Origin of the sequence: Lacticaseibacillus nasuensis JCM 17158, from assembly GCF_001434705.1 — a bacterium.
GTDB classification, from domain to species: domain Bacteria; phylum Bacillota; class Bacilli; order Lactobacillales; family Lactobacillaceae; genus Lacticaseibacillus; species Lacticaseibacillus nasuensis.
This window is the reverse complement of sequence record NZ_AZDJ01000030.1, coordinates 372,723-396,212: the sequence shown is the minus strand read 5'-3', so window position 1 is coordinate 396,212 and position 23,490 is coordinate 372,723. Positions and strand designations below refer to the sequence as shown.

The 23,490-nt window shown below is 55.4% G+C and carries 21 protein-coding genes, 9 tRNA genes and 1 rRNA gene; 28 read left to right on the top strand and 3 right to left on the bottom strand.

Annotated elements, in window-relative coordinates:
- The first annotated feature begins 135 nt into the window (after positions 1-135).
- From rrf to rpoC, 14 genes are all read left to right on the top strand, one after another.
- A 5S ribosomal RNA gene (gene rrf / locus FD02_RS09265) occupies positions 136-252 on the top strand.
- A 7-nt stretch (positions 253-259) separates the two neighbouring features.
- Positions 260-332: transfer RNA gene (locus tag FD02_RS09260), tRNA-Val, on the top strand.
- A gap of 2 nt (positions 333-334) precedes the next feature.
- Positions 335-407: transfer RNA gene (locus FD02_RS09255), tRNA-Lys, on the top strand.
- A 23-nt stretch (positions 408-430) separates the two neighbouring features.
- Positions 431-513: transfer RNA gene (locus FD02_RS09250), tRNA-Leu, on the top strand.
- Between the two features lie 5 nt (positions 514-518).
- Positions 519-591, top strand: a tRNA-Thr gene (locus tag FD02_RS09245).
- Between the two features lie 19 nt (positions 592-610).
- Positions 611-682: transfer RNA gene (locus tag FD02_RS09240), tRNA-Gly, on the top strand.
- 11 nt (positions 683-693) lie between these two features.
- Positions 694-779, top strand: a tRNA-Leu gene (locus FD02_RS09235).
- Between the two features lie 9 nt (positions 780-788).
- Positions 789-862 (top strand) — tRNA-Arg (locus FD02_RS09230).
- Positions 863-893: 31 nt separating this feature from the next.
- A tRNA-Gly gene (locus FD02_RS09225) sits at positions 894-965 on the top strand.
- 4 nt (positions 966-969) lie between these two features.
- A tRNA-Pro gene (locus FD02_RS09220) sits at positions 970-1,043 on the top strand.
- A gap of 102 nt (positions 1,044-1,145) precedes the next feature.
- Positions 1,146-1,613: a CtsR family transcriptional regulator gene (locus FD02_RS09215; protein WP_054722382.1), complete on the top strand. Its 468-nt coding sequence runs from the start codon at positions 1,146-1,148 to the stop codon at positions 1,611-1,613.
- A 33-nt stretch (positions 1,614-1,646) separates the two neighbouring features.
- Entirely contained in the window at positions 1,647-4,133 is a 2,487-nt protein-coding gene (locus FD02_RS09210; RefSeq protein WP_056951888.1) for an ATP-dependent Clp protease ATP-binding subunit, read from the top strand.
- Positions 4,134-4,378: 245 nt separating this feature from the next.
- On the top strand, positions 4,379-7,969 hold the full coding sequence (gene rpoB / locus FD02_RS09205; protein ID WP_056951886.1) for a DNA-directed RNA polymerase subunit beta: 3,591 nt from the start codon (positions 4,379-4,381) through the stop codon (positions 7,967-7,969).
- A gap of 12 nt (positions 7,970-7,981) precedes the next feature.
- Complete coding sequence (rpoC, locus tag FD02_RS09200; protein ID WP_056951884.1) at positions 7,982-11,650, top strand: DNA-directed RNA polymerase subunit beta'; 3,669 nt, start codon at positions 7,982-7,984, stop codon at positions 11,648-11,650.
- Between the two features lie 172 nt (positions 11,651-11,822).
- On the opposite strand, the gene FD02_RS09195 is transcribed toward rpoC, so the two are convergent.
- Positions 11,823-12,200: a hypothetical protein gene (locus tag FD02_RS09195; protein WP_054722385.1), complete on the bottom strand. Its 378-nt coding sequence runs from the start codon at positions 12,198-12,200 to the stop codon at positions 11,823-11,825.
- Between the two features lie 267 nt (positions 12,201-12,467).
- On the opposite strand from FD02_RS09195, the gene rpsL reads away from it, so the two are divergent.
- The 3 genes from rpsL to fusA all read left to right on the top strand — a co-directional run bounded on the left by rpsL (position 12,468) and on the right by fusA (position 15,592).
- Positions 12,468-12,881, top strand: coding sequence for a 30S ribosomal protein S12 (gene rpsL, locus FD02_RS09190; protein ID WP_056951882.1), 414 nt, complete (start codon positions 12,468-12,470; stop codon positions 12,879-12,881).
- Positions 12,882-12,935: 54 nt separating this feature from the next.
- Complete coding sequence (gene rpsG, locus FD02_RS09185) at positions 12,936-13,406, top strand: 30S ribosomal protein S7 (protein WP_054722390.1); 471 nt, start codon at positions 12,936-12,938, stop codon at positions 13,404-13,406.
- Positions 13,407-13,489: 83 nt separating this feature from the next.
- Entirely contained in the window at positions 13,490-15,592 is a 2,103-nt protein-coding gene (fusA, locus tag FD02_RS09180) for an elongation factor G (protein ID WP_056951881.1), read from the top strand.
- Positions 15,593-15,667: 75 nt separating this feature from the next.
- Here the strand turns inward: fusA and FD02_RS09175 are convergent, their stop codons facing one another.
- Positions 15,668-16,495, bottom strand: a complete 828-nt coding sequence (locus FD02_RS09175) for an aminoglycoside 6-adenylyltransferase (RefSeq protein WP_054722391.1) — start codon at positions 16,493-16,495, stop codon at positions 15,668-15,670.
- Positions 16,496-16,584: 89 nt separating this feature from the next.
- On the opposite strand from FD02_RS09175, the gene pepT reads away from it, so the two are divergent.
- Positions 16,585-17,823: a peptidase T gene (gene pepT, locus FD02_RS09170; protein ID WP_056951880.1), complete on the top strand. Its 1,239-nt coding sequence runs from the start codon at positions 16,585-16,587 to the stop codon at positions 17,821-17,823.
- A gap of 42 nt (positions 17,824-17,865) precedes the next feature.
- Here pepT and FD02_RS09165 read toward each other — a convergent pair whose 3' ends face one another.
- On the bottom strand, positions 17,866-18,414 hold the full coding sequence (locus tag FD02_RS09165) for a cysteine hydrolase family protein (protein ID WP_056951879.1): 549 nt from the start codon (positions 18,412-18,414) through the stop codon (positions 17,866-17,868).
- Positions 18,415-18,733: 319 nt separating this feature from the next.
- Between FD02_RS09165 and rpsJ the strand changes: the two genes are divergently transcribed.
- The 10 genes from rpsJ to rpmC are packed head-to-tail and all read left to right on the top strand — an operon-like array spanning position 18,734 to position 23,483.
- Positions 18,734-19,042, top strand: a complete 309-nt coding sequence (gene rpsJ / locus FD02_RS09160) for a 30S ribosomal protein S10 (protein ID WP_054722395.1) — start codon at positions 18,734-18,736, stop codon at positions 19,040-19,042.
- A 26-nt stretch (positions 19,043-19,068) separates the two neighbouring features.
- On the top strand, positions 19,069-19,701 hold the full coding sequence (gene rplC / locus FD02_RS09155) for a 50S ribosomal protein L3 (RefSeq protein ID WP_054722397.1): 633 nt from the start codon (positions 19,069-19,071) through the stop codon (positions 19,699-19,701).
- 22 nt (positions 19,702-19,723) lie between these two features.
- Positions 19,724-20,347 (top strand): 50S ribosomal protein L4, encoded by a 624-nt coding sequence (gene rplD, locus FD02_RS09150; protein WP_056951877.1) that lies wholly within the window; start codon positions 19,724-19,726, stop codon positions 20,345-20,347.
- The gene (gene rplW, locus FD02_RS09145; protein ID WP_054722399.1) at positions 20,347-20,631 is read left to right on the top strand and encodes a 50S ribosomal protein L23; all 285 of its coding nucleotides are present in this window, start codon (positions 20,347-20,349) and stop codon (positions 20,629-20,631) included. The genes rplD and rplW overlap by 1 nt, the downstream gene beginning before the upstream one ends.
- 28 nt (positions 20,632-20,659) lie before the next feature.
- Positions 20,660-21,499: a 50S ribosomal protein L2 gene (gene rplB, locus FD02_RS09140; RefSeq protein ID WP_056951875.1), complete on the top strand. Its 840-nt coding sequence runs from the start codon at positions 20,660-20,662 to the stop codon at positions 21,497-21,499.
- Positions 21,500-21,534: 35 nt separating this feature from the next.
- Positions 21,535-21,816, top strand: a complete 282-nt coding sequence (gene rpsS, locus FD02_RS09135; protein WP_056951873.1) for a 30S ribosomal protein S19 — start codon at positions 21,535-21,537, stop codon at positions 21,814-21,816.
- A gap of 16 nt (positions 21,817-21,832) precedes the next feature.
- Positions 21,833-22,186: a 50S ribosomal protein L22 gene (gene rplV, locus FD02_RS09130; protein ID WP_056951871.1), complete on the top strand. Its 354-nt coding sequence runs from the start codon at positions 21,833-21,835 to the stop codon at positions 22,184-22,186.
- Between the two features lie 13 nt (positions 22,187-22,199).
- On the top strand, positions 22,200-22,862 hold the full coding sequence (rpsC, locus tag FD02_RS09125) for a 30S ribosomal protein S3 (RefSeq protein ID WP_054722403.1): 663 nt from the start codon (positions 22,200-22,202) through the stop codon (positions 22,860-22,862).
- A 2-nt stretch (positions 22,863-22,864) separates the two neighbouring features.
- Positions 22,865-23,299: a 50S ribosomal protein L16 gene (rplP, locus tag FD02_RS09120; protein WP_054722405.1), complete on the top strand. Its 435-nt coding sequence runs from the start codon at positions 22,865-22,867 to the stop codon at positions 23,297-23,299.
- The gene (gene rpmC, locus FD02_RS09115; protein WP_054722407.1) at positions 23,289-23,483 is read left to right on the top strand and encodes a 50S ribosomal protein L29; all 195 of its coding nucleotides are present in this window, start codon (positions 23,289-23,291) and stop codon (positions 23,481-23,483) included. Before rplP ends, rpmC begins: the two co-directional genes overlap by 11 nt.
- Positions 23,484-23,490: the final 7 nt, after the last annotated feature.

Below are 23,490 nucleotides of genomic sequence, written 5' to 3'. Positions count from 1 at the left end.
TACGGTTCTCCGCAACACGAAAAAACAATGATAGCCAGTTTTGAGAGCGCAAAGCTCTTACAATTTCTCTTGGTGAGCGAAGCGAACTTAGAGAAATGTACAAACTGGACGTAAGTCCTGTTTGTTCCCAAGAAGTGCGGTGGCGATAGCGAGAAGGATACACCTGTTCCCATGCCGAACACAGAAGTTAAGCTTCTCTACGCCGAGAGTAGTTGGTGGGTGACTGCCTGCGAGGGTAGGAAGCTGCCGCGCTTTTTATGGAGGATTAGCTCAGTTGGGAGAGCGTCTGCCTTACAAGCAGAGGGTCACAGGTTCGAGCCCTGTATCCTCCATTGAGCCGTTAGCTCAGTTGGTAGAGCAACGGACTTTTAATCCGTGGGTCGACAGTTCGAGCCTGTCACGGCTCATTTGCCATTAGAACGTTTTTGCTGCGGGTGTGGCGGAACTGGCAGACGCGCTAGATTTAGGTTCTAGTGGTTTTTAACCATGGGGGTTCGAGTCCCTTCACCCGCATCGATGCCGACTTAGCTCAGCTGGCAGAGCACCTGTCTTGTAAACAGGGGGTCGGAGGTTCGAACCCTCTAGTCGGCAGTACTACCAACAATTTAATGCGGAAGTAGTTCAGTGGTAGAACATCACCTTGCCATGGTGGGGGTCGCGAGTTCGAATCTCGTCTTCCGCTTTCCACTTTCTGCCGGGATGGCGAAACTGGTAGACGCACAGGACTTAAAATCCTGCGGTTAGTGATAACCGTGTCGGTTCGAACCCGACTCTCGGCATGTTATCTTGCACCCATAGCGCAACTGGATAGAGTGTCTGACTACGAATCAGAAGGTTGTAGGTTCGACTCCTACTGGGTGCATTGCCTCTGGCAAACAGAATTGAATACAGATGCGGAAGTAGTTCAGTGGTAGAACATCACCTTGCCATGGTGGGGGTCGCGAGTTCGAATCTCGTCTTCCGCTTCATCGGGAAATAGCTCAGCTTGGTAGAGCGCTACGTTCGGGACGTAGAGGTCGTGGGTTCGAATCCCGTTTTCCCGATCAATCAATCGACGTTGTTGACGTCGATTTTTTTGTCCTCGCATTTTTGGTAAGCTCGTGTATAATGTTAGTCAACATTAGTCAAAGTCAAAGGATGATTGCATGCCAGGACAGAATATGTCGGATATTATCGAACGCTATCTCAAGGCCATGCTGAGCGACGACCCCCAGTGCGTGATTAGCCGCGCAGAGGTGGCGGATCAGTTTAATTGCGTGCCATCACAGATTAACTACGTGATTAAGACTCGATTCACGCCGGAGCGCGGCTATTTGGTCGAAAGCAAGCGCGGCGGGGGTGGCTACATTCGCATCCTCAAGGTGCAGGCAAGTTCGAGTCAGGAAGTGGTGGCCAACCTCATCGCACATGTCCCCAAGGCAGTGCGTGAGTCGGATGGCGTGGCGCTGATCCAGCAGTTATTTGATGATGGGATTATCGATCAGGCCACCGGGCAATTGATGGTCAATATTTTGGCCCACCAAACGCTGGGTGGAACCGATCGCGTCAGTGAGGACCGATTGCGAAGCAGATTGCTGCTTGCGTTTTTGGAGAGTTTGCGGTATCAAAGGTAGCAACCTACGTCGACGTAGCAAAGGAGTTCGCTTATGGATAATCTATTTACACCAAGTGCTAAGAATGTCTTATTAATCGCGCAGGAACAGGCCAAACAGTTCCGGCATCACGCCGTTGGCACCGAGCACTTGTTGATGGCCTTGGTCATCGAACAAGAAGGCATCGCCGGCAAGGCCCTGCGGCAACTATCCGTTTCCGAGGCGGATGTGCACGATGAAATCGAGCGCTTTACCGGTTACGGTACGGTGGATGCAGCCCGGCAAAAAGCGGACAGCTATTTGCCTTATTCGCCAAAGGGTAAGGAAGTCCTGAGTTTCGCCGGTGATGAGGCCAAGCGCCTCGGCGCGTTGAAAATTGGCACCGAGCATATCTTGTTAGGCTTGCTGCGGGAAGACGATATTTTAGCCGCCCGGATTTTGCAAAACCTGGACCTCAGTCTGTCCAAGACTCGCCAAGTCGTGCTGAAGAAAATGGGCATCACCGAGTCCGCCGCCAAACGTTCCGGCAGCCGGGCCAACGCCGGCAAGTCCGCTAGCCAAGGCACCCCAACGCTGGATAACCTGGCTCGGGACCTGACCCAGCTGGCGCGCGAGTCGCGAATGGATCCCGTGGTGGGCCGGGACAAGGAAGTGCGGCGCCTGATTCAAATCTTGGCGCGGCGCACGAAGAATAACCCGGTGCTGATTGGTGAGCCTGGTGTCGGCAAAACTGCGATTGCGGAAGGTTTCGCGGAAAAAATCGTCGCGGGCACCGTGCCAGCCGACATGCAAAACAAGCGCCTGATGATGCTTGACATGGGGTCGCTGGTCGCCGGCACGAAGTATCGTGGCGAGTTTGAGGACCGCTTGAAGAAGATCATCGATGAAATCTACCAAGACCGCAATGTCATCCTGTTTATTGATGAGTTGCACACCTTGATTGGGGCCGGCGGTGCTGAAGGCGCTATTGACGCAAGCAACATCTTGAAGCCGGCTTTGGCGCGTGGCGAGTTGCAACTGATCGGGGCAACGACCTTAGACGAGTACCAAAAGTACATCGAAAAAGACGCCGCCTTGGAGCGCCGGTTTGCGACGATTCAAGTTGATGAGCCAAGCCAAGCTGAAACCGAGGAGATTCTCCGCGGGTTGCGGCCGCGCTATGAAGAGCACCACGGCATTGCCATTTCCGATGAGGCGCTGCATGAAGCCGTAACCTTATCTAGTCGCTACATCACGTCTCGCTTTCTGCCGGATAAGGCCATCGATTTAATCGACGAAAGTGCGGCGAAGGTGCGGTTGGACGAGGCCGACAAGCCAACCAAGGTCGACAAGCTGCAAAAGCGGCTGGCCGACACCGTGGCAGCCAAGGACGAGGCGATTGCGCATCAAGACTTCGAGGCCGCCGCGGCAATTCGCGAGAAGGAGCAAAAACTGCGCGCCAAGCTGCAGGCTGCCCCTGAACCAGTCAATGACCATGGGGTGCGCCAAGACGTTGTCGTTTCGGCGGAAGACGTGGCCGCGGTTGTGGCCCAGTGGACCGGCGTGCCGGTGACTCAGCTGCGGAAAAAGGAAAGCGAACGCCTGGTCAACTTGGAAAAGGTGCTTCACGAACGCGTCGTCGGCCAAGACGAAGCGGTGTCCGCCGTGGCGCGGGCGATTCGCCGGGCGCGCAGTGGGTTGAAGGACCCAACGCGGCCAATCGGCTCATTCATGTTCCTCGGCCCAACGGGGGTCGGCAAGACGGAGCTGGCTAAGGCGCTTGCCGAGGCAATGTTTGGCACGGAAGACGCGATGATTCGCGTCGACATGTCCGAGTACATGGAGAAATACAGCACCAGCCGGCTGATTGGCGCGGCGCCGGGGTATGTCGGTTACGAGGAAGGCGGCCAACTCACTGAGAAGGTGCGCAACAAGCCATACTCCGTCGTCTTGCTCGATGAAGTGGAAAAAGCGCACCCGGATGTGTTCAACATTCTGTTGCAAGTCCTCGATGATGGCTATTTGACCGACGCCAAGGGCCGCCGCGTCGATTTTCGCAACACGATTTTGATCATGACCTCGAACATTGGGGCCACGGCGTTGCGTGACGACAAGAGCGTGGGCTTTGGCGCCAGCCAGTTGAATCACGACTTCAAGGCCATGCAAAGCCGCATGCTCGAGGAGCTCAAGCATGCGTTCCGGCCAGAATTCCTGAACCGGATCGACGAAACCGTGGTCTTCCATAGTTTGGGCAAGCAGGAACTGCACCAAATCGTCAAGATTATGGCCAAGACAGTGCTGCAACGCCTGGATGACCAAGACATCCACGTCAAGATGACCCCGGCGGCCATCAACGTGGTGGCGAAGAATGGTTTTGATCCCGAATACGGCGCGCGGCCGATTCGGCGCGCATTGCAACGGGATGTGGAGGACCGGCTGAGTGAGCTCGTGCTTACTGGCGACGCGCAGCCTGGTGACACGGTGACGATTGGCGCCAAGCAAGGCAAGCTGACGTTCACCACGCACCACCCGCAAGTGCAGCAGGAGCCGGTGCACGCCTAGCTTGACAGGGCAGCCCAGACTGCGTATGATGAATACAATTGCACTTTAGTTTGGACAGCAAGTCGCGGCGATCTATTGTCCGTTGCGGCGCATAGGGAACCAAAAGTAGTCGGGTAATGTGACCCAACTGCTTTTGGTTTTTGTTTGCGCAAAAGGTGGTCTAAAACGGAGATGTAACGCAATTTTAATATTGTTTACACAATATTTACAAACTGTCGCCAGGATTATATAGAGGGGTGAACATATTGGTAGGACACTTAGTGAATTACGGCAAGCACCGGACCCGCCGTTCCTATTCTCGCATCAAAGAAGTGCTCGATCTGCCGAACCTGATCGAGATTCAAACCAACTCGTACCAGTGGTTCCTCGACGAAGGCCTCAAGGAGACCTTTGACGATATCATGCCGATTGCTGACTTCCAGGGCAAGCTGTCCTTGGAATACGTCGACTATCAGCTGTTGGAACCGAAGTATACCGTCGAAGAAGCGCGCCAACACGACGCCAACTTCTCCGCACCGCTGCACGTGACCTTACGCTTGACCAACCACGAAACTGGTGAAATCAAGAGCCAAGACGTCTTCTTTGGGGACTTTCCATTGATGACCGACCAAGGGACTTTCATCATCAACGGCGCCGAACGGGTCATCGTTTCCCAATTGGTCCGCTCCCCTGGCGTTTACTACAACAGTGAAGTCGACAAGAACTCGCGGACCACTTACGGCACGACGGTGATTCCTAACCGTGGGGCCTGGTTGGAATACGAAACCGACGCCAAGGATATTGCCTATGTGCGCATCGACCGGACGCGGAAGATTCCGTTGACCGAGCTCGTACGGGCCTTGGGTTTTGGTGCCGACCAAGACATCATCAACATGTTCGGCGACAACGATTCGTTGATGCTGACCTTGGAAAAGGATATTCACAAGAATACCGATGACTCCCGCACCGACGAGGCGTTGAAGGACATTTACGAACGCCTTCGCCCAGGCGAACCAAAGACGGCCGATTCTAGCCGCTCCTTGCTGTATGCGCGGTTCTTTGATCCAAAGCGCTATGACCTGGCCAACGTTGGCCGCTATAAGGTCAACAAGAAGCTTAGCCTGAAGACTCGGTTGTTGGGTCAAACCGTCGCCGAAACGTTGGCGGATCCAGATACTGGCGAGGTCATCGTGCAAAAAGACACGAAGATCGATCGCCACGTGATGGAAACCCTCAGTGACTACCTCGACCGCGATGACTTCAAGACGGTGACCTACCAGCCGTCCGACCAAGGCGTCGTTACCGATCCGATGACGATTCAAATGATCAAGGTGTACTCCCAAGTCAACCCGGAGAAGGTCATCAACCTAATTGGCAACGGTCATATCGACAAGAAGGCCAAGCACCTGTTGCCAGCCGACATCATCGCGTCGATGAACTACTTCTTGAACCTGCAAGAAGGCCTCGGCTCTACCGATGATATCGATCACTTGGGCAACCGCCGGATCCGCAGTGTCGGTGAATTACTGCAAAACCAGTTCCGCATCGGGCTGTCCCGGATGGAACGGGTCGTGCGCGAGCGGATGTCGATTCAAGACACCGCGACCATCACGCCGCAGCAGTTGATCAACATTCGGCCAGTCGTGGCTTCCATCAAGGAATTCTTCGGCAGTTCTCAGCTGTCTCAGTTCATGGACCAGACGAACCCGTTGGGCGAATTAACGCATAAGCGGCGCCTGTCTGCCCTTGGCCCTGGTGGTTTGACGCGTGATCGCGCCGGGTATGAAGTCCGGGACGTGCACTATACGCATTACGGCCGGATGTGCCCGATTGAAACCCCTGAAGGCCCGAACATTGGGCTGATTAACTCCCTGGCTTCCTATGCCGTGGTGAACCCGTATGGCTTTATCGAAACGCCATACCGGCGCGTTTCCTGGCAGGACCACAAGGTAACCGACCGGATCGACTATTTGACAGCCGATGAGGAAGATAATTACGTTGTCGCCCAAGCCAACGCCCCGCTGAATGACGATGGGTCTTTTGCTGAAGACACCATCCTGGCCCGGGCGAAGGATGAAAACATTGAAACCACCGCCGATCACATCGACTACATGGACGTTTCGCCGAAACAGGTTGTCGCCGTGGCGACTGCCTGCATTCCGTTCTTGGAAAACGACGACTCTAACCGTGCGCTGATGGGCGCGAACATGCAACGGCAGGCTGTGCCGTTGGTGAACCCGCACGCGCCACTGGTCGGGACTGGCATGGAATACAAGGCCGCCCATGACTCCGGGATTGCCGTGCTGGCTAAGCACGCCGGCAAGGTCGAATATGTGGATGCCAAGCGCATTCAGATTCGGCGCGAAGACGGGGCCGTCGACAAGTATAACCTGATGAAGTTCCGCCGCAGTAACGCCGGGAAGAACTACAACCAGCGGCCAATCGTGCGCCTTGGCGATACGGTTGACGCTGATGAAATCATCGCCGACGGGCCAGCCATGGAAAACGGCGAGCTGGCATTGGGGCAAAACCCAATCATCGCCTTCATGACGTGGAACATGTACAACTACGAAGACGCCATTGTGTTGTCCGAGCGGTTGGTGAAAGACGATAGCTATACCTCGATTCATATTGAAGAATACGAATCAGAAGCCCGGGACACCAAGCTTGGGCCTGAAGAAATCACGCGCGAAATTCCAAACGTCGGCGAAGAAGCCCTCAAGGACCTCGACGAGTTTGGGATCGTCCGCATCGGTGCGGAAGTGCGCGACGGTGATATTTTGGTCGGCAAGGTGACGCCTAAAGGGGTAACCGAGCTCAGTGCCGAAGAGCGCCTGTTGCACGCCATTTTCGGTGAAAAGGCGCGTGAAGTGCGTGATACCTCGCTGCGGGTTCCTCATGGCGGCGGCGGCATCATCCAAAACGTCCGGATCTTCACCCGTGAAGCCGGGGATGAATTATCTCCTGGTGTCAACATGATGGTCCGCGTTTACATCACTCAGAAGCGGAAGATTCAAGTCGGCGATAAGATGGCCGGTCGCCACGGGAACAAAGGGACGGTTTCGATCGTCGTGCCCGAAGAAGACATGCCATACTTGCCAGACGGCACGCCGGTTGACATTCTCCTGTCGCCAATGGGTGTGCCATCCCGGATGAACATCGGGCAGGTGCTTGAACTGCATCTGGGGATGGCGGCCCGCAACTTGGGCATCCACGTGGCTACACCAGTCTTTGACGGCGCCAACGATGATGACCTGTGGGCCACCGTCAAGGAAGCCGGCATGGCCAGCGATGGTAAGTCCATCTTGTATGATGGACGCACCGGTGAACCATTCGAAAACCGGGTCTCCGTTGGGGTCATGTACTACATGAAACTCGCGCACATGGTTGACGACAAGATCCATGCCCGTTCCATCGGCCCTTACTCCTTGGTCACGCAGCAGCCGCTGGGTGGTAAAGCTCAGTTTGGTGGCCAGCGCTTCGGGGAAATGGAAGTCTGGGCCTTGGAAGCCTACGGGGCGGCTTACACCCTGCAGGAAATCCTGACCTACAAGTCCGATGACGTCGTGGGCCGGGTCAAGACCTATGAAGCCATCGTCAAGGGCGAACCGATTCCAAAGCCTGGGGTGCCAGAATCCTTCCGCGTGTTGGTGAAGGAACTGCAATCCCTCGGGTTGGACATGAAGGTGCTCGACCAAGATAAGAATGAAATCGAACTGCGCGACATGGACGACGAAGACGATGACATTGTCAGCGTCGACGCCTTGGCGAAATTTGCCGCCGAGCAGGAAGAAAAGAAGGCTCAAGAGGCTGCCGCACAGGCAACCGACAAGCTGGACCCCACCGAGAAAAAATAGGAGGTTAGCCCTTTGATCGATGTCAATAAGTTTGAAAGTATGCAGATCGGTCTCGCCTCGCCTGACAAGATCCGCAGCTGGTCGTATGGGGAAGTTAAAAAGCCCGAAACGATCAACTACCGGACGTTAAAGCCAGAGCGTGACGGACTGTTCGATGAGCGCATCTTCGGGCCAACCAAGGACTGGGAATGTGCTTGCGGGAAGTATAAGCGCATCCGGTATAAGGGAATTGTCTGTGACCGTTGCGGCGTCGAAGTGACGCGCAGCAAGGTGCGCCGTGAGCGCATGGGCCATATCGAATTGGCTGCCCCGGTCACCCACATCTGGTACTTCAAGGGAATCCCAAGCCGCATGGGCCTGGTTCTCGACATGTCCCCACGGGCATTGGAAGAAGTCATCTACTTTGCGTCTTACGTTGTGATTGACCCAGCCGATACCGCGCTGGAGAAGAAGCAACTCTTATCCGAACGCGAATACCGTGAAAAGCGCGAGGAATACGGTCCCGGCTTCGTGGCCAAGATGGGCGCCGAAGCGGTCAAGGAACTGCTTGCCGCCGTTGACCTGCCGAAGGAAGTGGCTGAGCTTAAAGAAGAGCTGCATTCTGCCACTGGCCAAAAGCGGACCCGTGCGATTCGCCGCTTGGACATTTTGGATGCCTTTTACAAGTCCGGCAACGACCCGACTTGGATGGTCATGGACACGATTCCCGTCATTCCACCGGACTTGCGGCCAATGGTGCAGTTGGAAGGCGGCCGGTTTGCGACGTCCGACCTGAACGACTTGTACCGGCGGGTCATCAACCGTAACAACCGGTTGAAGCGCCTGTTGGACCTGAACGCGCCGAACATCATCGTCCAAAACGAAAAGCGGATGCTGCAAGAAGCCGTTGATGCCTTGATCGATAACGGGCGGCGTGGCCGTCCCGTTACCGGCCCAGGTAACCGGCCGCTGAAGTCCCTGAGCCATATGCTCAAGGGGAAGCAAGGCCGCTTCCGTCAGAACCTGCTGGGTAAGCGGGTTGACTATTCTGGCCGTTCCGTTATCGACGTTGGGCCAACGTTGAAGTTCTATCAATGTGGCCTGCCGCGGTCGATGGCGCTTGAATTGTTCAAGCCGTTTGTGATGCGTGAATTGGTGGCCCGCGACATGGCCAGCAACATTAAAAATGCTCGCCGCAAGATCGACCGTGAAGATGACGACATCTGGGATGTGCTCGAAGATGTCATCAAGGAACGTCCGGTTCTGTTAAACCGCGCGCCTACGCTGCACCGTCTAGGGATCCAGGCTTTCGAACCCGTCTTAGTTGATGGTAAGGCGATGCGTCTGCACCCAATCGTGTGTGAAGCTTACAACGCCGATTTTGATGGCGACCAGATGGCCATTCACGTGCCGCTGTCCGATGAGGCCCAGGCCGAAGCGCGCTTGCTGATGCTGGCGGCGCACCATATCTTGGCGCCTAAGGATGGCAAGCCAATCGTAACGCCGTCTCAGGACATCGTGTTAGGGAACTACTACCTGACGATGGAGCAAAAAGGGCGCGAAGGCGAAGGCATGATCTTCAAGGACACCAACGAAGTCTTGATGGCCTTGCAAAATGGCTACGTGCATTTGCACAGCCGCATTGGGATCGCCGTCAACTCCTTCCCGCAGAAGCCGTTTACTGACGACCAACGCGACAAGATCATGGTGACCTCTGTCGGCAAGGTGATTTTCAACGAAATCATGCCGACGGACTTCCCATTCCTGAATGAACCGACCCAAGACAACATCGTCAACGGGGTAGCGCCGAAGTACTTCATCCAAGCTGGTGAAGACATCCACGCCTACCTTAGCGATGCGCCGCTGATCGATCCGTTCAAGAAGGGCTTCTTGTCCGACATCATTGCCGAAGTGTTCAAGGTCTACAAGGTTCAACGCACATCCGACTTGTTGGATGACATGAAGACCCTGGGTTACACTCAAGCCACCACCTCCGGCTTGACCGTTGGGGTAGCCGACGTGCCGACCTTGCCACAAAAGGCTGCCATCGTCGATGAGGCCCATAAGAAGGTCGCGACGGTGTCCAAGCAGTTCCGGCGTGGGTTGATTACCGACGAGGAACGCCATGACCGCGTGATCGCGATTTGGAACGACGCCAAGGACGACATTCAGCAACAGCTGATCGACACTTTCGACGTGAACAACCCAATCTCCATGATGAGTGATTCCGGTGCCCGTGGTAACATCTCGAACTTTACTCAGCTGGCCGGGATGCGTGGCCTGATGGCTGCCCCTAACGGTGGGATGATGGAAGTGCCTGTTCTGTCGAACTTCCGTGAAGGCCTGTCCGTTATGGAAATGTTCATGTCGACCCATGGTGCCCGTAAAGGGATGACCGATACCGCGTTGAAGACGGCCGATTCTGGCTATCTGACTCGGCGGCTGGTCGACGTTGCTCAAGACGTCATCGTGCGTGAAGAAGATTGTGGTACGGATCGCGGGCTTGATGTTTCCGCCATTCGTGAAGGTAACGAAATGATCGAGCCGTTGTATGACCGCTTGGTTGGTCGTTACACCATGAAGAGTGTCTTGGATCCGAAGACCGGCGACGTTCTGGTACCAAAGGACACGCTGATGGATGAAGACATGGCGCAAAAGATTGTCGATGCCGGTGTAGAAACCGTCACGATTCGCTCCGTCTTCACTTGCAACACGAAGCATGGCGTTTGCCAGAAGTGCTACGGCCGGAACATGGCCACTGGCGAAGGCGTTGAAGTCGGCGAAGCCGTCGGGACCGTTGCGGCCCAGTCGATTGGCGAACCCGGCACGCAGCTGACCATGCGTAACTTCCATACCGGCGGTGTTGCCGGCGGCGAAGATATTACCCAAGGGCTGCCTCGTGTTCAGGAAATTTTTGAAGCCCGTAATCCAAAGGGGCTGGCGGTCATCAGTGAGGTCACGGGTGAAATTACCGCGATTGATGAGAACCCTGCCGAGCATACCCGCGAAATTACGGTGCAAGGCGCTACCGATACTCGGACTTACAGCGTGCCATACGCGTCTTCCGTTGCGGTTACCGAAGGTGATCACATTCACCGTGGCGAACGGCTCACGGGCGGCTCGATCGATCCGAAGCAATTGATCAAGGTGCGCGACGTGATGACTACCGAAAACTACCTGCTTAACGAAGTCCAAAAGGTCTATCGTATGCAAGGGGTTGAAATCGGCGATAAGCACGTTGAGGTCATGGTGCGGCAAATGCTGCGCAAGATTCGCGTGATGGATCCAGGCGACACCGACATTTTGCCGGGGACGTTGATGGACATCAGCGAGTTCAAGGATCGTAACACCGATACGCTGATTTCCGGTGGCGTGCCTGCCACTGGTCGCCCAGTTCTGCTGGGGATCACGAAGGCATCGCTGGAAACCAACTCCTTCCTGTCCGCCGCGTCCTTCCAGGAAACGACCCGCGTCCTCACCGACGCCTCGATTCGTGGCAAGAACGATCCGCTGGTCGGCTTGAAGGAAAACGTCATCATCGGGAAGATTATTCCTGCTGGGACGGGGATGGCGACCTATCGCCACATGGAACCAAAGACTGTTGGCACCGTGTCCGAAAATGTTTACTCGATTTCCGATCTCGAGAAGCAAATGAAGGAACAAGACGCCACACCATCGACTCCGGACAAACCGGAGGCGTAATGAAAAAGGGTGAACCCAAGCGGTTCACCCTTTTTTTGCGCGCGTAGAATTTTGGATCTGCCAACAGACCACGCTTGCTTCAATCACTAGGTTTCATGCGCCGACACAGCAGGCAGGCCCCAAGCTTGTTCCCAAATCAAACACTTCCTAGCAAGGCGAATCGCGCAAAGATTTAGATGAGGATGACGACGGCACTAGCGAAAGCTAGGTGCGCCAAGAACGGATAGGTGGCACTTGGCCGCACAAAGGCGTGCAGGAAAGTCGTCCCGCACGCCAGCAACACGAGCCACAGCGCCGGCAGCAGCGCATAGCGGGTGGCAATCACCCCTAGTAACCACACGTCAGCCGACCCTAACCCGCGGGTGACGCGGGCAAACAGGACAAACGCCACCGTCCACACCACTGGCCACCAGCCCGGGTGTAAGGTAAGATAGTCTAGTCCAGCGATCAAGAGACACCAGCTTGTAAACGGCCACGCCGGCACAGAGCGCAGCCGCCAATCCGCGTAGGCAAAGTACGTCAGGCCAATGAAAAAGGCGAGTGTGACCATGGCAATTCCCCCTTTATGGTGATTACGCGATGGCCGAGCGCCACCCCGCGGCGATTTTTGCCCGGAGTTTGCCAAGAAATTGCCTTGACACTGGGGGATTAGAAATAGTACACTATCAAAGGTGCTTTTTTCCAGTAGTGCGGACAAGTGGTCGCGGCTGGTGAAAAAACCTTGCCGCCATCTTGTTGGCCGTTTTTTTAGGCAAAAAAATGAACCGCCTGGATGTGTGGACTTAAAACTAGGAAATCATGGAAGGAGGATCTTTACATGCCAACCATTAACCAATTGGTACGTCAAGGTCGTAAATCTAAGACTACGAAGTCGGACTCCCCAGCCCTGAACTTCGGGTACAACAGTAAGAAGAAGAGTTTAACCAACACCCCTTCGCCGCAAAAGCGTGGGGTTGCCACTCGTGTCGGCACGATGACGCCAAAGAAGCCTAACTCCGCCTTGCGGAAGTATGCTCGTGTGCGTTTGTCTAACCTGATCGAAGTCACGGCTTATATCCCCGGTGAAGGCCATAACCTTCAGGAACATAGTGTCGTCTTGATTCGCGGCGGCCGTGTGAAGGACTTGCCAGGGGTTCGTTATCACATCATCCGTGGTGCGCTCGATACTGCTGGTGTCGACGGCCGGATGCAAAGCCGGTCCAAGTACGGCGCCAAGCGCCCTAAGAAGTAAGCCGTTAGAGTAACGCATGAGTCACTCATGCAAGATTAGAGGAGGCAAATCAGTATGCCACGTAAAGGCAGTGTTTCAAAACGCGACGTCTTACCTGATCCAGTTTACAATTCTAAGCTGGTGACCCGCCTGATCAACCACTTGATGGTCGATGGCAAGCGCGGTAAGGCGCAAACTATTTTGTACGATGCATTCGAGATCATTAAGAAGGATTCCGGTAACGAACCGCTTGAAGTCTTCGAACAGGCCATGAAGAACGTCATGCCTGTCCTTGAAGTCAAGGCCCGGCGGATCGGTGGATCCAACTACCAGGTACCAATCGAAGTGCGGCCAGACCGGCGCACGACGCTTGGCCTACGCTGGCTCGTTCAGTACTCCCGTGCCCGCGGTGAGCACACAATGGACGAACGCCTCGCGCGGGAAATCATGGATGCGGCCAACAACACCGGTGCCGCAGTTAAGAAGCGTGAAGATACCCATAAGATGGCTGACGCCAACCGGGCATTCGCACACTATCGTTGGTAATCAGGGGTTGGCTATGCATCTATTCGGGTACGTAGCCAATTTCTGTATCCAGCACAATTATTCGAGAGGAGTATTACTTTCACATGGCCAATAAACGTGAATTTCCGCTGGACCGGACCCGTAACATCGGGATCATGGCCCATATCGATGCGGGTAAGACCACGACCACTGAACGGATCCTGTACTATACCGGTAAGATCCATAAAATTGGTGAAACCCATGAAGGGGCTTCACAAATGGACTGGATGCCGCAGGAACAGGAACGTGGGATCACGATCACTTCCGCCGCGACCACGGCGTTTTGGAAGGATCACCGAATCAACATCATTGACACGCCAGGGCACGTGGACTTCACCATTGAAGTTGAGCGTTCCTTGCGGGTGCTTGATGGTGCCGTGACGGTGCTTGATGCCCAAGCCGGCGTTGAACCCCAGACTGAAAACGTTTGGCGTCAGGCGACGACTTATTCCGTACCGCGGTTGGTATTCGTCAACAAGATGGACAAAGTCGGCGCGGACTTTAAGTATTCCGTTGAGACGCTGCATGAACGCTTAGGCGCCAATGCTCATGCCGTGCAGCTGCCAATCGGTGCCGAAGACAACTTCGAAGGGGTCATTGACCTGATCGAAATGAAGGCCGACTTGTACGACGAAGACGAACTTGGTTCCGAATGGGATGTTGTTGACATTCCTGACGACTACAAGGAAGAAGCCGAAGCCGCGCATAACGAATTGGTTGAAGCGGTGGCCGACGTCGACGATGCCATCATGGACAAGTACCTGGAAGGCGAAGAGATTTCTAAGGACGAACTGAAGGCTGCGATTCGTAAGGCCACTTTGGCCCTCGAATTCTTCCCAGTCTTTGCCGGTTCCGCCTTCAAGAACAAGGGTGTGCAGATGATGCTTGACGGCGTTGTCGACTACCTGCCATCTCCGCTGGACGTGAAGCCGTACAACGCGACGGATCCTGAAACCGGCGACCCGGTTGAATTGTCTGCCGGCGATGACAAGAACTTTGCTGCCTTGGCCTTTAAGATCGCTACGGACCCATTCGTTGGTCGTTTGACCTTCATTCGGGTATACAGCGGGACATTGGAAGCCGGTTCCTATGTGCTTAACGCCACGAAGAACGTCCGTGAACGTGTCGGTCGTTTGCTGCAGATGCACAGTAACACGCGTCAAGAAATTCCAGAAGTCTTCTCCGGTGATATCGCTGCGGCGATTGGCCTGAAGAACACGACCACTGGGGATTCCTTGACGGATGTTGACCACCCGTTGATCCTCGAATCCCTCGAAGTGCCTGAACCTGTTATCCAGGTGTCCATCGAGCCTGATTCTAAGGAAGACCGCGATAAGCTGGATGTGGCCTTGCAGAAGCTGTCCGAAGAAGACCCAACGTTCCGTGCTGAAACCAACCCTGAAACCGGCGAAACGCTGATTGCCGGGATGGGTGAATTGCATTTGGACATCATGGTTGACCGGATGAAGCGCGAATTCAAGGTTGGCGCCAAGGTCGGTGAACCTCAAGTTGCCTACCGTGAAACCTTCACGAAGCAAGCTTCCGCCCAAGGTAAGTTCATTCGTCAGTCCGGTGGTAAAGGGCAATACGGGGATGTTTGGATTGAATTCACACCGAACGAAGAAGGTAAAGGCTTCGAGTTCGAAGACGCCATCGTTGGTGGGGTTGTGCCACGTGAATACATTCCAGCCGTTGAGCAAGGTCTGAAGGAAGCCATGGCCAATGGTGTTCTGGCCGGCTACCCACTGATCGACGTGAAGGCCAAGCTGTATGACGGGTCTTACCATGAAGTCGATTCCTCTGAAGCCGCCTTTAAGGTTGCCGCTTCTCTGGCCTTGCGCAATGCCTCCAAGGCAGCGGGCGCGGTCATCTTGGAACCGATCATGCACGTTGAAGTCGTCGCTCCTGAAGAATACCTCGGCGATGTCATGGGCCAAGTGACGGCCCGGCGTGGTAAGGTTCAAGCCATGGAAGCCCGCGGTAACGCCCAAGTCGTGAACTCGATGGTACCGCTGGCCGAAATGTTCGGTTACGCGACGACCTTGCGTTCCGCGACTCAGGGCCGTGGGACCTTCACGATGACCTTCGATCACTACGAACCAGTACCGAAGTCCATCCAAGAAGAAATCATCAAGAAAAATGGCGGCGGTGTCGCTACCAAAGAATAAACTAGGACGACCGACGCGAAAACAGCGACTTGCCAATTGGCAGGCCGCTGTTTTTATTTGGCTTAAGGGTGGGGGCTAGGCCGACAGCCAGGCGGTAAGTTGCGCCTGGGCGGCAGCAAAATCGGGTACCGGCAAGGCTAGCAAGCGGGCCACCTCGGGCAAGGTCGCCGTGTACAACGTCAACGCGGCTTGTAGGCTGGTGCGGGTCCCGGCGAGGCTGGCTTGATCATACGTGGCTGCGAGCTGGCGGCGTTCCGCCTCGCGCAGCGTCGGCCAGAGAAATTTGCTGCTGACGCCGGCATCGAATTGACCATTGGTCTTGGCACTGGCGCGCCAGGCCAGCAAGGTGAGCAGCTCGGGGCGGCAATGTTGGTTAAACTGCTCGTTGGCGTATAAGTAGTTTTGGCGCGCCAGACCCTTGCAGACGTTGCCGGCAATCCAATAAAACTCGTTGGCGTGCGCGGTGAACTCGGCACCATCGGGTAAGGGCACCCAATGTGTTTTGGCGCTGGTGGCGCGCGGCGCCAGCCGACCAGCGGCACGGGTCCAAACGATGGCGTTCAGGGTATCGGCTTGCTCATAGGCCGTGGTTTCAGCCGCCGGGGCAATTTTCAAGTCGATGCGCCGCGTGCCGGGAAACCGCGTGAGCCAGGTGTGCCACACATTGGTGCTAGCGGTAAACACGCCGACATTCGCCAGCCGCTGGACGATGGTTGGCGTGCCGAAGTGACCCAGCCACCAGTCACCGGCTTCCGCGGCCGGGTCGGTGGCAAACAAGGTGATGTCGAGATCCTGCCAGGCGTCAGGCGTCGTCGCCGGATTGTTGGTGGCGCCTTCCGTGCCGATGGCCACAATGTTCGGCCGCGTCTGCGCTAAGGTGATAAAGTCGTCGAGTAATGTCATGTTGATGCCTCCTGGAGGGATTATACCGCGCCATTGACATTGGCGGGGAAAATCACCACACTAAGGCCAAGTCATTTTTATTGGAGGCCGTGATGGTTGCATTTGATTTGAATCAGATTCAGACAGATTTTATCCGCTATGCCAAGGTCAACACGCGTTCGGACGCGGGCAGTACCACTGTACCGACGACGCCGGGGCAAACGACGCTGGCCAACATGCTCGTTGGCGAGTTGCAGGCGCTGGGCCTGACCGACGCCGCCTTGAACCCGGCCAACGGCTTCGTGACCGCGACCATTCCTGCCACCACCAGCAAGGCTGTGCCGAGCATCGGCTTCATCGCCCACCTCGACACCGCGGACTACGCGGCAGATGACGTGGCCCCTCAGCTGCACCCCGATTACCAAGGCGCGCCGATTCAGTTTGCCAACGGGTTAGCGCTGACGGTTGAGCAGTTTCCTGGGTTGCGCCGCTATTTTGGCGAGACGCTGATCACGGGTGACGGCACGACGCTACTCGGCGTCGACGACAAGGCGGGGATCGCGGCGGCCATGGCGTTGGCGCGAGTGCTCGTAGCGGAGCCGACGATTGAACACGGTGTCGTCAAGTTGGCGTTTGGCCCCGACGAGGAAATCGGCAAGGGCGCCGACCGCTTCGACGCCAAGGGGTTTGCCACGGATTTTGCCTACACGCTGGATAACGGCGACCTGGGGCAAATCGAGTACGAAACCTTCAACGCGGCCCAAGCCGTGGTCACGTTCACCGGCACCTCGGTGCATCCCGGCGAGGCCAAGGGCAGCCTGGTCAACGCCTTAACGCTGGCCGAGTGCCTGGACGCCGCTTTGCCAACCTATGAGCGGCCGGAGTATACAGCCGACAAGCAGGGCTTCTTCCTATTACTAGAACTCAGTGGGACAATCGGGACGGCGCAGGCCCGCTACATTATCCGCGACTTTGACCGCGCTAACTTTGCCGCGCGGAAGGCCACCTTGGCGCAGGCGGTGGCGAGTCTCAACGCGGGGTTTGCTGAGCCGCGCATCACTTATACGCTTGAGGATCAGTACTACAACATGGCCGACATCATCGCCAAGGACCAGACGCCGCTGCGCCTGGCCGAAGCGGGGATTCGCGCCGTGGGGCTGACGCCGCACACGATTCCGTTTCGCGGCGGCACCGATGGCTCAAAAATCACCTATCAAGGGATCCCAACGCCGAATTTGTTTAATGGCGGCATGAACTTCCACGGTCCCTATGAGGTCGTCTCCACCGAGGCGATGGGGAAGGTGGCAGAGACCTTGTTGGCCATCGTGAAGTTGAACGCCGAGCGTTAAAAAAAGCGCGTCTGCAGTGGCTGCTGCAGGCGCGCTTTGGCGTTACACGACGGTGGCGCCGAGAACGGTTTTGAAGTGATCGAGCGCCCAGTCCTGGCCCCCGGGCTTAAAGGTGGCGACGGCCGCCTCGTGAATCGTCAAGGCATAGTTCAGGTTGTAAGCATCAACGGCGGTGTGCAAGACGCAGATGTCGGTGCACACGCCGACGAGGTGGACGTCGTGAATGTTGCGCTCGCGCAGCCAAAGGTCGAGCGGCGTGCCGGCAAAACTCGAGTAGCGCGTCTTGTCGAACATCGTGACGTTGCTGTCGGCTTGGTGCTCGGCGTACCAGCCGGCCAGTGGCCCATAGAATTCCCGCCCCCAGGAGCCGCGCACATTGTGTGGCGGGAAGAGCTTGCTTTCCGGGTGATACGGGTCGTGCGGCGTGTGCACATCGGTGGGAAGGTAAACAAAGTCACCGGCGGCGCGGTAGGCTTCAGCTAAGTCGACGATGGCAGGGGCGATGGCTTGCGCCGGTTTGCCGGCAGTCAAGGCCCCGGTCGGCGCGACGAAATCGTTGGTATAATCGATAATCAGTAGGGCTTTTGTCATGGGGCTGCTCCTTACAAAATAAGTTTGAGGCAAGCATAGCGATTAGCAGGAAAGGTGTCAAGACAGCCACGGCGAAATCGCTGGCCCAGCAGTTGTGAAAACATCGCGAAAACCCCTTGTCACCGGGGCCATCGTCCTGTATACTAGTTCAAGTGTTGTGTAGTCCGTAGGGTTACTATGCACTTTTGGCCCCGTCATGGGCCAGACAGCGTGGATGTGGGAGATTGCGACACGCCCGGCCGCTTTGCCACGGCGGCGTGATCCGGGAACTTTCACGGAGCTAGTCTACTAACTGATAATAGACGAAGGAGGTAACACAATGGCAAAACAAAAGATTCGGATCCGGTTAAAGGCTTACGAGCATCGGATTCTTGATCAATCTGCAGAGAAGATCGTTGACACCGCGAAGCGGACCGGGGCTGCGATTTCGGGCCCGATCCCTCTGCCAACGGAACGCACTATCTACACGGTGCTGCGTTCCCCGCATAAGTACAAGGATTCGCGTGAACAATTCGAAATGCGCACACACAAGCGCTTGATCGATATTGTCAACCCTACGCCGAAAACGGTCGACGCTTTAATGAAGCTTGACTTGCCGAGTGGCGTCGACATCGAAATCAAACTTTAATCTAGATAGAAATTGGAGGTGTACCCATGGCACGTAAAGGAATCTTAGGTAAGAAAATTGGCATGACGCAAGTCTTCACGGAGAACGGCGAGCTCGTTCCCGTTACCGTCATCGACGTAACGCCTAACGTTGTCCTGCAAGTCAAGACTGTCGAATCCGACGGTTACGAAGCAGTTCAGCTAGGCTACGGTGACAAGCGTGAAGTGCTTAGCAACAAGCCAAGTGTTGGTCACGCCAAGAAGGCGGACACAACCCCTAAGCGCTTCATTAAGGAAATCCGTGATGTAGCGCTTAGCGAGTATGAAGTCGGTAAGGAAGTTAAGGCCGACGAATTTGCAGCAGGCGACATCGTGGATGTCACCGGTACGTCTAAAGGGCACGGCTTTCAAGGGAACATCAAGAAAGACGGTCAATCCCGCGGTCCTATGGCTCACGGGTCTCGTTACCACCGGCGGCCAGGTTCTCTGGGCGCGATTATCAACCGGGTCTTTAAGGGCAAGAAGCTCCCAGGCCGGATGGGTAATCACACCCGCACCATGCAGAATCTGACGGTTGTCTCCACTGATCTCGAGCACAATGTGATCTTGATCAAGGGCAATGTACCAGGTGCTAACAAATCATTCGTTACGATTCGTTCCGCTGTTAAAGCGGCTAAATAAGTCGAAGGGAGGACAATAACTAATGGCTAACGTTACTTTATACAAGCAAGACGGCGCCGAAGCCGGCACGGTTGAGCTCAATGATGCCATCTGGGCAATCGAACCAAATGACAACGTGGTCTTTGACGCAGTTGTGATGCAACGCGCTTCCCTTCGTCAAGGTACCAGCAAGGTTAAGAACCGCCACGAAGTTTCCGGTGGCGGCCGCAAGCCTTGGCGCCAAAAAGGGACTGGCCGGGCTCGTCAAGGGTCCATCCGCTCCCCACAATGGCGTGGCGGTGGGATCGTCTTCGGCCCACACCCACGTTCATACAGTTACACCATCAATAAGAAGGTTCGGCGCTTGGCGATCAAGTCCGTGCTTTCCCAGAAGGTCTTGGACAACGCTTTGGTCGTCGTCGACGGTTTGAACTTCGACGCGCCAAAGACCAAGGACTTCGCTGCCAGCCTGGCAGCCTTGAAGGTGAACGAAAAGGCCTTGGTTGTTCTGGAAGCCGGCAACGACAACGCTGCTTTGGCTGCCCGCAACCTGCCTAACGTGAAAGTGATTCCGGCAGACGGTGTCAATGTATTGGATGTTGTGAACTACAACAAGCTGATCTTGACGCAAGCTGCCTTGCAAAAGGTTGAGGAGGTGCTTGCATAATGGATGCACGCGACATCATTTTGCGGCCTATCGTGACGGAGCAATCCATGAGCGAAATGGACAACCGCAAGTACACCTTCGAAGTTGCGATCAACGCGGAAAAGACCGCTGTGCGCCGTGCCGTTGAAGAAATCTTCGACGTCAAGGTGGCCAACGTCAACATCGCCAACGTTCGTGGCAAGAAGAAGCGCCAAGGTAATTTTGTCGGGTTCACCCGCAAGCGCCGTAAGGCTATCGTGACCCTGACTGCTGATTCCAAAGAAATCAAGATTTTTGAAGATTAGCAACAAACTAATTTAGGAGGGAAAACACGTGGCGATTATTAAGTACAAACCAACCACTAACGGCCGCCGGAACATGTCTGGTTCTGACTTCGCCGAGATCACCAAGACGCGCCCTGAAAAGAGCCTGCTTGAAGATCAAAGCCATACTGCCGGCCGTAACGCTCATGGTCACATCACGGTACGTCACCGTGGCGGTGGTCACAAGCAGTTCTACCGCGTCATCGATTTCAAGCGTCAAAAAGACGGCGTGACCGCAACGGTTAAGGCAATCGAATACGATCCAAACCGCACGGCCAACATCGCGTTGCTTCACTATGATGATGGGGTTAAGAGTTACATCTTAGCACCTAAGGGCCTCAAGGTCGGCGACAAGATTGTCTCCGGCGAAGGCGCCGACATCAAGGTCGGCAACGCCATGGCATTGCGCGACATTCCTGATGGCACGACCATCCATAACATCGAATTGAAGCCTGGCAAGGGCGGCCAATTGGCCCGTTCCGCTGGTGTCTCCGCTCAGCTGTTAGGGAAAAACGATGACGGCAAGTACGTCACGGTGCGCTTGAGTTCCGGTGAAGTCCGCATGGTCTTGGCCGGCAACCGCGCCACGATCGGTGCGGTTGGTAACGAACAGCACGAATTGATCAGCATCGGGAAGGCCGGCCGCAAGCGCTGGTTAGGTTTCCGGCCAACGGTTCGTGGTTCTGTTATGAACCCTAACGATCACCCGCATGGTGGTGGTGAAGGTAAGGCCCCTATCGGTCGCCCGTCACCATTATCCCCATGGGGCAAGAAGACGTTGGGCAAGAAGACTCGTAGCCACAAGGCGAAGTCCGAGAAGTTCATCGTTCGTCATCGTAAGACTAAGTAATCAATTCCGATTAACTAGCTAAAGGAGGTCACACAATGGGTCGCAGTCTTAAAAAAGGACCTTTCGCCGACGCTCATCTGATGAAGAAGATCGAAGCGCAGGCAGACAGCGAAAAGAAGACCGTCATCAAGACCTGGTCTCGTCGCTCCACCATTTTCCCAAGTTTCATCGGCTACACCATCGCGGTATACGATGGTCGCAAGCACGTCCCAGTTTTCATCTCTGAAGACATGGTCGGCCACAAGTTGGGCGAATTCGTGCCAACGCGGACGTTCCGCGGGCACGCAGCTGATGATAAGAAGAGTAAAGCACGCTAGAAAGGAGCACTGAATAATGGCTGAACAAATTACGTCGGCAACGGCAACTGCCAAGACGGTTCGGATCGCTGCTCGCAAGGCGCGCTTAGTCATCGACCTGATTCGGGGCCGTGATGTTGCAGAAGCATTAGCAATTCTGGACTTCACGCCACGTGCGGGTTCTCCGATCGTCGAAAAAGTTCTCAAGTCCGCCATCGCGAACGCAGAACACAACTTTGACCTGGATGCACAAAACCTGTATGTCTCCGAGGCATACGTCAACGAAGGCCCAACCCTGAAGCGGTTCCGTCCTCGGGCCAAGGGTAGCGCATCGCCGATCAACAAGCGAACTAGCCACGTCACAGTGGTTGTGTCCGAGAAAGAAGCTTAAGGAGGGATAACGCGTGGGTCAGAAAATCAATCCTACTGGGTTCCGTGTTGGCGTTATTCGCGACTGGGACGCAAAGTGGTATGCCGATAAGGACTTTGCCACGTTCCTGCACGAAGACATCAAGATTCGTGAATTCATTAATAAGAAGCTCGCGGAAGCCAGCGTTTCGACCATCGAAATCGAACGTGCCGCTAACCGCGTGAACATTTCCATTCATACCGCCAAGCCAGGGATGGTGATTGGTAAGGGTGGTGCGGAAGTGGAAAACTTACGTAAGCAACTCAACGACTTGACTGGCCGTAAGGTACACATCAACATCGTTGAAATCAAGAAGCCAGACTTGGACGCCAAGCTCGTCGGCGAAAGCATCGCCAAGCAGCTTGAAGCCCGTGTCGCATTCCGGCGCGCGATGAAGCAAGCCATGCAACGCACCATGCGGGCAGGCGCCAAGGGCATCAAAACCCAGGCTGCCGGCCGCTTGAACGGGGCTGACATTGCTCGTCGTGAGCACTATACGGATGGCACTGTGCCATTGCATACCCTGCGGGCCGATATCGACTACGCCTGGGAAGAAGCAACGACGACTTATGGTCAAATCGGGATCAAGACCTGGATCAACCGGGGTGAGATCCTCCCAGATGCACCTAAGCACAACTCTGCGAAAGGAGGGAAATAAACATGTTAGTTCCTAAGCGTGTGAAGCACCGTCGCGAATTCCGTGGTAAGATGCGCGGTGCTGCCAAGGGCGGCAAGTCCGTCGCTTTCGGTGAATATGGTTTGCAGTCACTGGAAAGCCACTGGATTTCCAACCGGCAGATTGAAGCCGCTCGTGTTGCCATGACGCGTTACATGAAGCGTGGTGGCCGAGTATGGATTCGCATTTTCCCTCAAAAGTCCTACACCTCTAAGGGTGTCGGCGTCCGGATGGGTAATGGTAAAGGGGCACCAACAGGTTGGGTTGCCGTTGTGAAGCGCGAAAAGGTGATGTTCGAAGTCGCCGGTGTGCCTGAAGAGGTCGCCAAAGAAGCGCTGCGCCTGGCTTCCAACAAACTGCCTGTTCGCACTAAGATCGTGAAACGCGAGGAAGTAGGTGGGCAATCAAATGAAGGCTAAAGAGATTACTGCATTAACCACTGAAGAGATGCTCAACAAGGAAAAGCAGTATAAAGAAGAGCTGTTTAACCTGCGCTTCCAGCAGGCCACAGGGCAGCTTGAAAACACAGCGCGTCTCAAGCAAGTACGCAAAAATATTGCACGGATCAAGACGGTCCTTCGGCAACAATCACTCAATAAATAGCGGAAAG